The sequence below is a fragment of the uncultured Bifidobacterium sp. genome (genome assembly GCF_949292005.1).
In the GTDB taxonomy this organism is placed as follows: Bacteria; Actinomycetota; Actinomycetes; order Actinomycetales; family Bifidobacteriaceae; genus Bifidobacterium.
In genome coordinates this window covers 1-11,187 of the sequence record NZ_CASEXV010000020.1, presented here as the reverse complement: position 1 = coordinate 11,187, position 11,187 = coordinate 1, and the positions used below count along the sequence as shown (strand labels likewise).

The 11,187-nt window shown below is 61.1% G+C and carries 9 protein-coding genes; 1 reads left to right on the top strand and 8 read right to left on the bottom strand.

Annotation, left to right across the window (positions count from 1 at the left end):
- The coding region (locus tag Q1X90_RS00820) for an ABC transporter permease (protein ID WP_300765764.1) at positions 1–1,654 on the top strand (1,654 nt) is incomplete at its 5' end.
- 15 nt (positions 1,655–1,669) lie between these two features.
- On the opposite strand, the gene dnaE is transcribed toward Q1X90_RS00820, so the two are convergent.
- The 8 genes from dnaE to Q1X90_RS00780 all read right to left on the bottom strand — a co-directional run.
- Entirely contained in the window at positions 1,670–5,224 is a 3,555-nt protein-coding gene (gene dnaE, locus Q1X90_RS00815; protein WP_300765763.1) for a DNA polymerase III subunit alpha, read from the bottom strand.
- Between the two features lie 83 nt (positions 5,225–5,307).
- Positions 5,308–6,222, bottom strand: coding sequence for an RluA family pseudouridine synthase (locus tag Q1X90_RS00810; RefSeq protein ID WP_300765762.1), 915 nt, complete (start codon positions 6,220–6,222; stop codon positions 5,308–5,310).
- Positions 6,219–6,761: a signal peptidase II gene (locus Q1X90_RS00805; RefSeq protein WP_300765761.1), complete on the bottom strand. Its 543-nt coding sequence runs from the start codon at positions 6,759–6,761 to the stop codon at positions 6,219–6,221. Before Q1X90_RS00805 ends, Q1X90_RS00810 begins: the two co-directional genes overlap by 4 nt.
- Before the next feature lie 17 nt (positions 6,762–6,778).
- Complete coding sequence (locus Q1X90_RS00800; RefSeq protein ID WP_300765760.1) at positions 6,779–8,059, bottom strand: DivIVA domain-containing protein; 1,281 nt, start codon at positions 8,057–8,059, stop codon at positions 6,779–6,781.
- Positions 8,060–8,167: 108 nt separating this feature from the next.
- The gene (locus Q1X90_RS00795) at positions 8,168–8,449 is read right to left on the bottom strand and encodes a YggT family protein (RefSeq protein ID WP_300765759.1); all 282 of its coding nucleotides are present in this window, start codon (positions 8,447–8,449) and stop codon (positions 8,168–8,170) included.
- A gap of 80 nt (positions 8,450–8,529) precedes the next feature.
- A complete protein-coding gene (locus Q1X90_RS00790) occupies positions 8,530–9,006 on the bottom strand; it encodes a cell division protein SepF (protein ID WP_300765758.1) in 477 nt (158 codons plus the stop codon).
- A 26-nt stretch (positions 9,007–9,032) separates the two neighbouring features.
- Positions 9,033–10,238, bottom strand: coding sequence for a cell division protein FtsZ (gene ftsZ / locus Q1X90_RS00785; RefSeq protein ID WP_300765765.1), 1,206 nt, complete (start codon positions 10,236–10,238; stop codon positions 9,033–9,035).
- Between the two features lie 155 nt (positions 10,239–10,393).
- Positions 10,394–11,187 (bottom strand): tRNA-dihydrouridine synthase (locus Q1X90_RS00780; RefSeq protein ID WP_300765757.1); only part of this gene is annotated, 794 nt, incomplete at its 5' end.

The following is an 11,187-nucleotide window of genomic DNA, read 5'->3' as shown; positions in this document are numbered from 1 at the left end:
GCTCGTCATCATCGCGTATCTGGCGCTCATCGCCACGGTTATGGTGTTCCACGAGCCTTGGTTCGACGAGGCCCAAGCTTGGCTGATCGCGCGGGACAGCTCGTACCATGACATCCTTCTGCTCCGTCCACACTATGAGGGGCATCCGCCGTTGTGGTGGCTTATCCTCTCGATTCCCGCGAAGCTGGGAGTCCCGTACGAGGTGGGATTGAAATCCATCCAGTTCCTCAGCGCCGCGCTGATGATCATCCTGCTTGTCCTTCGATCCCCCTTCTCACCAGTGACCGTCATCCTCCTGCCCTTCACCTACTTCCTCTGCTATCAGTACGGAGTGATCTCGCGGCCCTATGCTCTTCTGACGTCTGCGCTGTTCCTCACCGCCATCTTCTGGAAGACGCGGGACCGGCATCCATGGAGATTCACGGGAGCTCTGTGTCTGCTCAGTCTCACGAGCACCTACGGCCTCGCCCTGGCATGCGGCTTCGCACTCGCATGGATTGCGATGATGCTGATGCCCGGAACCGTGGGCACGCCCACCATGAAAGCGTCCGCCATCCGTCGTCATGTCCGCGCAGCTTTCGGGCCACTCGCCTGCCTTCTGGCGGTTGGAGCCGCCACCGCGCTGATGGTGGTGCCGGCCGCTGACGCCAGCGCCATGTCCGACAGACAGTCCCCGCTAATCTATCTCAAACGGTTCGCGCTGATGTGGACTGCCGCACCTTCCGAAAGCATGACCACGTCGTACGCAAAGGACACCATCGACTTCTTCGACTCGATGTCATGGAGCACAATCGCCGCCTGCGCGGTGGTCAGTCTGGTCATTTGGATCTTTCTCGTACACGTGTCGCGGGTCCGGCACAACCTTCCCGTCCTTCTCATCCCCTATGCAATGCTCTCGCTGAGCGCGACGGTCTACATCGCCGGCCACCATCTGGGCATCGTGTTCGCGTTCCTGATCACAGCCCTGTGGATCGACCTCGATTCGCGTCCGTGGAGCACAGCGGACATTCCGGGATGGCTGCTGCCCCACGTCGAGGATCCCCGGCTGTCCAGAATCCTTGATCCTCACGGATATGTCGTACGCGGTCTTGCCATCGCGATCCCCGCCATGATCCTCGCTCCCAGCATCAGCTGGAACGTTGGATCCTCCATGACCGATATCCGATATGACTATTCCGGATCCCGGGCAATGGCGGCGTTCGTCTCTCGATATCAACGTTCAGGCGACCGTTGGCTGGTCACCTGGTATCATCCGAGCCCCGACGATTCACAGTTCGGTCTTCTTACGGGAACGCGCGAAAACACACGGGCGCACTCCACAATCGTCAGCGCCACGAATCCCTATTTCTCACGCAACATAGTCGAATGCACGTACCGCGGGTACACGTTCCAGTCCCAAAGCCTGCCCACAAAAAAGCAGTCAGGCAAGGAAATCGCGGCATGCGGTCGAGGCAAGGCCCCAAAGGTAATCGTGGGATCAAGCGCGGACTATTACATACGCCGCTGGGGATACGACGTCGACGACTATCACCGCTATGTCATCGGCACCACATGGACCCCTTGGAAAAACGGCAGGGAATTCTCTCTGAACGTGGTCTATGCCCGTACGGACCTCTTTCGGACTCTTCCCTCGCAGCTCGCCAATCTGAAATGACCGGAAACCCGAGAATCAGGCCGAAGCAAGACAGTTGGGACCGAACAGGGTTTTGATCTCCGCGAACAGCGATGTGTCCCGTCTGACGCGGAAGGCATCACCAAGCACCAGCATGGTCGCGTTCCCATGCCCGTCGCCGACGACGAGACGCACCTCGCAGTATCCGGGATGCCCATGAAGCACGTCGCGCAGCTGCCCCATGCGGATCCGATCCAGGGCAGGCCGCGGAAGGGCGAGGACGATGGGCTTCTCATCAGCCGATTCCAACGATGGCACCTTCATCTCCACCGCGCGCATGCTCACCGTCTCGTCACGTAGTTCGATCTGGCCGCGAATCTGCACGATCTGGTCGACCACCAGCTGCTGTGATGCCGCCTGATAGGTTTTGCCGAAGAACATGCATTGGATGGAGCTTTCCATATCCTCCACGGTGACGATCGCCCAGGGATTGCCCTTGCGTGAGACACGGCGGTCCACGCCTGTGACGAGTCCTGCGATGGTGACCTGCTGGTTGTCGGACATGGCTTTTGCCCTGTCGATCAGATGCGCGATGGACATCTCGCGCAATCCGGCGAGCACCGCGGTCATTCCACTCAATGGATGGTCGGACACATACAGGCCCAGCATCTCGCGTTCGAAATCGAGTTTCGTCTTCTTGTCCCACTCGTCGATATCGGGGATGGTGACCATCGCGTCGCCCATCTCGTCCGCGGTGGACTCCCCCTCCGGATCGGCGAACAGATCGAACTGCCCCTCGGCCTGTTTGCGTTTGAGCCCCACGACCGAGTCGATGGCCGGCTCATGGATCATGAACAGGGCACGGCGGTTGGGATCGATGGAATCGAAGGCCCCCGCCTTGATGAGCGATTCGATGAGACGCTTGTTGAGAACCGTCAGCGGGACGCGACGTATGAAGTCCATGAAGTTCACGAACCTGCCGCGACCGCTCTGGCGCTCCTTGACGATGTCCTCCACCGCCTTGTCCCCGACGTTGCGGATGGCGCCCAGACCGAAGCGCACGACATCCCCCACGGCGGAATACTCGAGTATCGACTCGTTGACGTCCGGCGGCAGCACCTTGATGCCCATGCGCCGCGCCTCGCCCAGATACAACGCAGTCTTGTCCTTGTTGCTGCGCTCGTTCTGCAGGAGCGCAGCCATGAACTCCACCGGATAATGGGTTTTGAGGTAGGCCGTCCAATACGAGATCAGACCGTACGCCGCGGAATGGGCCTTGTTGAACGCGTATCCGGAGAACGGCACGAGGACGTCCCACACCGCCTGCGCCGCCTCCTGCGAATAGCCGTGGTCCTTCATGCCCTGGAAGAACGGAACCTTCTCCTTGGCCAGCACCTCGGGCTTCTTCTTGCCCATCGCGCGTCGAAGCACATCGGCCTTGCCCAGGGAATATCCGGCGAGTATGCGGGCCGCCGACTGCACCTGCTCCTGATAGACGATCAGGCCGTAGGTCTCGTCGAGAACCTCCTTGAGAGGCTTCTCCACCTCGGGATGGATGGGTGTGATCTTCTGCAGACCGTTCTTGCGCTTCGCGTAGTTCGTGTGCGAATCCATATCCATCGGTCCTGGACGATACAGGGCGATAAGAGCCGATATGTCGTTGAAGTTGTCGGGCTTGAGGGTTTTGAGCAGCGACCTCATGCCATCGGAATCCAGCTGGAAGACGCCAAGCGTGTCCCCACGCGACAGAAGCTGGTATGTCTCCTTGTCGTCGAGCGGGATCTTCGTGTAGTCGATCGGCTCCTTTCCGTTGTGCTCGATGTTCGTCAGGGTGTCACGTATGACCGTGAGGTTGGACAGCCCCAGGAAGTCCATCTTCACCAGTCCCAGCGTCTCGCAGGTGTGGTATTCGAAGGTCGTGGTGATGGTGCCGTCCGTGCGCTCCAACAACGGGGAGGTGTTGGTGATGGGATCGGATCCCATAATCGTCGCGCAGGCGTGCACTCCTGTCTGACGAATCAGCCCCTCGATGCCCTTGGCCTCCTCGGTGATCCTTTTCGCGTCCGGATCGGATTCGACCAACTCGCGGAATTCCCTCGCCTCGGCGTAGCGCTTGGATGTGGGGTCGAAGATGTCCTTGAGACTCGCGTCCTTGCCGTTCTTGCTGGGCGGCAGGGCTTTGGTGATGCGCTCGCCGACGGAGAACTCGTATCCCATGATGCGGGCCGAGTCCTTCAATGCCTGCTTGGTTTTGATGGTTCCGTATATCACGCACTGGGCGACCTTGTCGCGGCCGTATTTGTGCGCGACGTAATCCAGCACACGCGCCCTGCCGTCGGGATCGAAGTCGACGTCGATATCGGGCAGCGAGACGCGTTCGGGGTTGAGGAACCGCTCGAAGATCAGGCCATGCTTGAGGGGATCAAGCTCGGTGATGCCCATGGCGTAGGACACCATGGATCCTGCCGCCGATCCTCGTCCGGGTCCCACCATCACGCCGTTGGCCTTGGCCCAGTTGATGTAGTCGGACACGACGAGGAAGTATCCGCAGAACTGCATCTGGCAGATGACGCCGCACTCGTAGTCGGCCTGATGCAGCACCTCCATCGAGGGGTGACCGTCATAGCGGTTCTCCAGCCCTTCCTCCACCTTATGAAGGAACAGCGAGGTCTCGTCCCACCCCTCGGGACAGTCGAAGGTGGGCATGAACGCGCCGTCCTCGTGGTCGTCGAACATGACGTTGCACCGGTCGGCGATCTCGAGGGTGTTGTCGCAGGCCTCGGGAAGCTCTTTGAACAGCGCACGCATCTCCTCAGCGGATTTGAGGTAGTAGCCGGAGCCGTCGAATTTGAAACGCTCGGGATCGTCGAGGCGCGATCCGGAGTTGATGCACAGCATGGCGTCCTGCGCGCGACGGTCCTCCTCATGCACATAGTGAGAGTCGTTCGTGGCGAGCAGGGGGGCTCCGATGGTTTTCGCTATCCGAAGCAGGTCTTTCGTCACTCGCGTTTCGATGGACAGTCCGTGGTCCATCAGCTCGATGTAGAAGTTGTCCTTGCCATAGATGTCCTGCAGCTCCTTGGCCGCGCGCAGCGCCTCATCGTACTGGCCAAGGCGAAGACGGGTCTGGATGATTCCGGATGGGCAGCCCGATCCGCAGATCACGCCCTTCGAGTATGTGGCGAGCACCTCCTTGTCCATTCGCGGGTAGCGCATGACGCGTCCCTCGAGGTTCGCTACGGACGATGCCTTGATGAGGTTGACGAGGCCCTGGTCGTTCTCGGCCCACAAGGTGAGGTGGGTGATGAGTCCTCCGCCGGACACGTCGTCCGAGCGCTGCGCCTCGGTACCCCAGTGCACGCGGGTTTTGTCCTGCCTCGCCGTCTCCGGAGTGACGTAGGCCTCGATTCCGATGATCGGCTTGATTCTCTGGTTGACGGCGGTGCTCCACAGCTCGTACGCGCCATGCATGTTTCCGTGATCGGTGATTCCCACCGACGTCATGCCCAACTCCTTCGCGCGCGCGACCAGATCCGGAATCTTCGACGCGCCATCCAATAACGAGTAGTGGGTGTGGTTATGCAGCTGCACGAACGAGTCACTGGTTGCCATGCCTCCCACCATAACGGTGCGATCTGACCTCAGGAGAGCCGTGCTCCCGTTCCGGCCTTGCGCGCATTGGCGTCGTTGGCGCGTCAGCGCGTGGACGACATCACGTCCAGAGCGTGCGCAAGATCCGCGGGATACGTGGACGTGACGGTGGTCCACACATGCGTGCTGGGATGCCGGAACTCCAACCGCATCGCGTGAAGCCACTGCCGTGTGAGGCCGAGCCTGTTGGCGAGAACCGGATTGCCTCCATACATCGGATCGCCGGCGAGCGGGTGGCCGATGGATGAGAAATGAACGCGGATCTGATGGGTGCGCCCCGTCTCCAGATTCACGGACACGAGCGTCGCCTCGCCGTATCTGCGAATCACATCCCAGTGAGTGATGGCCGGCTTCCCGGCTGGAGTGATGGTGAATCGGAAGTCCGAGACCTTGGCGCGTCCGATGGGGGCCTCGATGGTCGCCTTGTCCTCCCTCAGATCGCCTTGGACAAGCGCATGATACGTTTTGACGACCTCATGCTCGGAAAACTGGCGTCTCATCTCCTTGTAGGCGAGATCGGACTTGCATACGAGCATCAGACCGCTTGTGCCGACATCCAACCGGCTGACGATCCCCTCCCTGCCGGGCGCCCCATACGAGGAAATGTGCACTCCCCTGCGGCGCAGACTGCCCAGAACGGTGGGGCCGGTCCATCCGACCGATGCGTGGGCGGCCACTCCCACGGGCTTGTCGACCACGACCACATCGTCGTCCTCGTACACAATGGGCATATCCTCGGCGGGAGGCTCGACGTTCTCCCGTTCCTCGACCAGATCGATGTCTACCATGTCGCCGTCGAGAAGCGTGGAGGCCTTGGTCATGGGACGCCCCAGAACGGTGGCCTGACCCGTTTCGATGATCTCCGCCGCCCTGGTACGGGACACTCCCAGCATCTTGGCTACGGCGACATCGAATCGACGCCCTATCAGGGCGTCCGGTGCGGGGGCGACATGACTCATCGACCCTGGTCCTCCCCTTGTCCGCCGCCGCGGCCGGCATCGGCATCCGCGGACACGGTGAACGGCACTCCGGACACGACCATGATCACGATGAGCACTCCGGCTCCCATAAGCGCGATGTCGGCGACATTTCCCACGGACCATCCATAGTCAAGGAAATCGACGACCTTGCCGTCCATGAATCCCGTGGCATGGACGATGCGGTCGATGAGGTTGCCCAGGGCTCCCGCGAATCCCATCGCGAGGGCTATGGTCCAGACAAGGGAGTCGGTTCGCGTGGCCAGCACAACGATCCCCACGCAGGCGAGAATGGCCACAAGGGATATCAGCCAGGTCCTCGACGACCCCAACCCCAGCGTCGCTCCAGGATTGCGCACGAGCGTAAGGGAAAGCCCCGGCATGATGCGGATGCTCTCACCTCCGGCCAACGCTTGCTGAGCCCATATCTTGGTTGACTGGTCCACTGCGAGAAGAACGATGGACAGACATGCGAAGACGGCCGCTCTTACGCGCGGCCGTCTTGGTAAATTGTGCGACATGAGTCAGATTCTACAGGTCAGTTCTTGCTCTGGTCGACCTTGTTGAAGCTGTTGGTGTCGGAGACCTGGGCGACAAGCTGGTTGAGGAAGTCGGTGAGCCGTGAACGGTACTCGCCCTCGAACTGCTTGAGTCCCTGGATGTTGCTCTCGATGACCTTGGACTGCGATTCGAGGTTCTCGCGGACCTGCTGAGCGTAGCTATCCGCTCCAGACCGGGTCTTGGAATCGTACTCCGCTGCGCGGCGCTGGACCTCGGCCTCGTAGGTGTCGCTTTCCGTGCGCTTGTTCTTCGAATAGATGTCCGCGTCCTGACGAGTCTTCGCCGAATAGGCATCGGCGTCGGCGTGAACGTTCTTGGAGTAGGTGTCGGCCTTTCCGCGGGTCTGGTTGCTGTACTCATCAGCCTCGGAACGGGTGCGGGTCGAGTACTCGTTCGCCTTCGACACCATGTTGTCGTACTTGTTCTGCGCGGTGGTGACGATCTCCTTGGCCTGGGCCTTGCCCTTGTCGACGTACTGGTCGTGAAGCTGCATCGCGAGCGTCAGCATCGCGGTCGCGCGCTCGGGCTCGGAGGACGCGGAGTTCGCGGCTCCGGCGATCTTCTGGAGGCTTCCGGTCTCCGTGTTGGGCTCCATCTTCGACACCTGGGCGCGAAGCTGGTCCTCACGCTGGCGGGCCTCCTCAAGCTGGCGCGAAACGTCCTGCAGCTTCCCGGACTGCTGACTGACGGCCTCGGTGAGCTTGGACGCCTCGGTCTGCGCGTCCCGGAACTTGGTGTTGGCTTCCTGAAGATCCCTGGCGAGACGCTGGTTCTCGACGCGAAGCTCGTCGCGCTCGTGCTGCACGGCGGTGAGCTGCTGTCCAAGCTCCTTGGCTCCGGCGGCGTCCGCGGCCTGCGCTGTGAGCTGGTCCACCTGGGTTCCGAGACGCTCGACCTGCGCCTTGAGCTGCTCGTTCTGCGCGGACAGCGCCCGGTTGCTTTCCTCGGCCTCGGTGAGCTTGGCGGCGTCGACCTGCGACGCCTGCGTCCCTTGGGTTTCCTTAAGCCGGGAGTTCTCCTCCTGGGCGGACTGCAGCTGTGTGGTCAGTTCGGCGATCTTGCCGTTGAGCGCGGCGACATCAGCGCCGAGCGACTGGGTGGATTGCCCCGAGCCTTGCACGGCCTGCTTTCCGAGAGCCTCGATGGTTTCGGTTACCTGATCCAGGAAATCGTCAACTTCATCGACATCGTAACCCTCCTTGAATCGGACGGTCTGGAAGGTATGCTTTCGTATATCCTTCGGCGTCAACAGAGCCATTTGTCTTACACCTCGCTTTGGGCACGATGCCTCGCTGTGTACGGTATCCTTCGCAATGCTAGCACGATGCTTCCAGCGGTGTCACAGCGTTTGCGGCGATATGACCGTCTAAATCAGAATTTGAAGAATGTATAGCGCGAAATAGAGCACAATAAAGCTCACGTCCAAACCGAAGGATCCGAACCATATCGGCTTGATGTACTGGCGCAGCCATCTCAGCGGCGGATCGGTGAGCTGATAGACGATTCCGATGAGGTCACGGATGATGCCCGTGGGGTGCCAGTTGCGAGCAAGCACGGCGATCCAGTCCAACACCATCCTGATGATCAGAATCGTCATGTAGATTCCGATGACGGAGTTGACGATCCGCGCGATGAGATAGAAAAACATGAATCCAACCCTACATGAGCCGGTAAGCCGGAAGAGAATGAGCCAACAACGTCAATTCAGCCGGAACGACTCGAAACGATTCAGTCGGAGAAAAGGTCCCCTGACGACGCCTTCTTTTTCGACTCCTCGACCTTGATGTTCACCTGCGCGGGACTCAGGAGGAAGACCCTGGGCGTGACGCGCTCGATGGAGCCCCGCACACCGAACACAACCCCGGCGGAGAAGTCCACGATGCGGAAGGCCACAGCCTCAGAGACGCCGGTGAGGTTGAGCACGACGGGAACGCCGTCACGGATGGCCCTCCCCACTAGTTGGGCGTCCTCGTAGGTTTTGGGATGGATGGTGGTGATTCTGTTCACGCGATTGGGGAACGGGGTGCTCGTGTCGCGGCCCGAACCGGCGGCCGGCGTGCCTGTGGAACCCGCGAGAGGCGTGAAGGTGCGGTCCGAGTCGAAGGACGACTGTCCCTCATCCGTATCCGGCTCGACGAGGTCCTCATCCTCTACGACATCCGTCATGCCAAGATAGGACATCGCGTTCTTCATAAACCCTGCCATGCGAGTTCCTTTCGCCTAACGCGCGTTCAGCGCAGAAAATCCGGTATATCGAGATCCCCGAGGTCCCCGGACGATATGACCTCATGCTCGCTTGTCTCGTCCAGCGGCCGCGTCGACACCGCGGGCGTGGATTCGGGGGTCGAATCATCGAGCGGGTTCTGGACCGGCGCAGGCTCGGACACGGGAGCGGCGGCGTTCGTTGGCGCCGCATCACGAGGGGAGGATTCCATCTCGGGCTTATCGGCCTTCGAGGTTTCGCTCGCCTTCTGTGATTCGGAGTCGAATCCGGCCGCGATGACGGTCACACGCAACTCGTCCCCGTAGGTGTCGTCAAGGGCGAGGCCCCAGATGATCTGGGCCTCCGGGTGGATGGCCTTGCGGACCAGCTCGACGGCGGCGGATGCCTCCTGCATCTTGAGGTCGGTGGGCCCCGCGACGTTGATAAGCGCCCCGTGCGCGCCTTCGATGCTGTCCTCGAGGAGAGGCGAGCTGATCGCGATCTCGGCCGCCTGGGTGGCGCGGTCCTCGCCGCGCGCCGATCCGATGCCGAACAGTGCGGTGCCCGCTCCACGCAAAATCGCGCTGACATCGGAGAAATCCACGTGAATGTACGAGTTGAGGGTTATCAGGTCGGTGATTCCCTGAACGCCCGCAAGCAGGGCGGTGTCCGCGGTTTTGAATGCGTCGATGATGCCGATGGTGCGGTCGGATATCTCAAGCAGCCGGTCGTTGGGAATGACGATCAGCGCGTCGACCTCCTTGCGGAGGTTCTCGATTCCCAGCCTGGCCGAAGCCGCACGCTGCGGACCTTCGAAGGAGAACGGGCGTGTGACGACGGCAATCGTCAAAGCCCCCTGCTGGTGAGCCGCACGGGCGACGATGGGACTTGCCCCCGTGCCGGTGCCGCCACCTTCACCACAGGTCACGAACACCATGTCGGAGCCTTTGACGGCCTCCTCGATGTCGGACTGATGATCCTGCGCGGCCTTGGCTCCCTTTTCGGGATCGGCGCCCGCCCCCAGACCACGACTGGAACCGTCGCTGAGCGATATCTTGATGTTGGCGTCCGACCTCAGCAGATCCTTCGCATCGGTGTTGACGGCCACGAATTCAACGTTTTGCAACCCGTCGGCGATCATGCGATTCACGGCGTTTCCGCCTGCACCACCGACCCCGACGACCTTGATGTTGGTCTTGTCGTTGAAATTGTCAGTCTGGGCAATCTCGCTCACCATTGTCTCCTGTCACTCACACGGTTACGCCTACTCTATCGCAGAACAATCACGCAGATCGCCTATTCCGCGTTGCATGGCCGTGTTTTCCCATTTTTGCCATGGTACGCCGCATGCGCGCCGGCCACATCCTTTTTCGTGTCAATATTCCCGTGTCAATATCCCGCATCCATGGGATCGTTTCCGAACAGCTCCTCGCGTTGCGCGTGCGTCGTGGTCCGTGAGTCGAGCCATCCGTAGGGGAGATGCACCTTCCGCGCATATCTGGTGCGACCACGTGGAGCGTCCACGATTCTGGGAGGAAGCGTGGCCCGCGCGTCGAGCGTATCGAGGACCCTGCGCACGTCATCGAGGCTTTCGGCCTCCATGCATTGGCGTCGTGTCTGCCCTCCCACGGGAAAGCCTTTGAGATACCAGGCGATGTGCTTGCGCAGGTCGTGGACGGCCATGCGCTCGTCGCCATCATAGAATTCGACGAGCATGGCGGCATGGCGAAGGATAACCTGCGCGACCTGACCAAGCGTGGGGTTCACCCGCTCGTCACTTCCCGCGAAGGCGTTGCGGATGTCGGCGAACATCCATGGCCGTCCTTGGCATCCGCGACCGATGGCGACGCCCGCGCAGCCGGTCCGTCGAACCATCTCCACGGCGTCGTCGGCTCCCCATATGTCCCCGTTGCCGAAGACGGGGATGTCCAGTGCGCGCACCAGTTCGGCTATGCGACTCCAGTCGGAGTGCCCGCCATAGTATTCCGCCGTGGTTCGCGCGTGGAGGGTGACGGCCGCGCATCCCTCATCCTCGGCGATGCGCCCGGCGTCGAGATAGGTCTCATGCTCGTGGTCGATTCCCACGCGGATCTTCGCGGTCACGGGGATTCTGGCCGGCTGGCACACCGACACCACACGGTGTATGAGCTCCGCGAAAAGATCCGTTTTCCATGGGAGCGCGG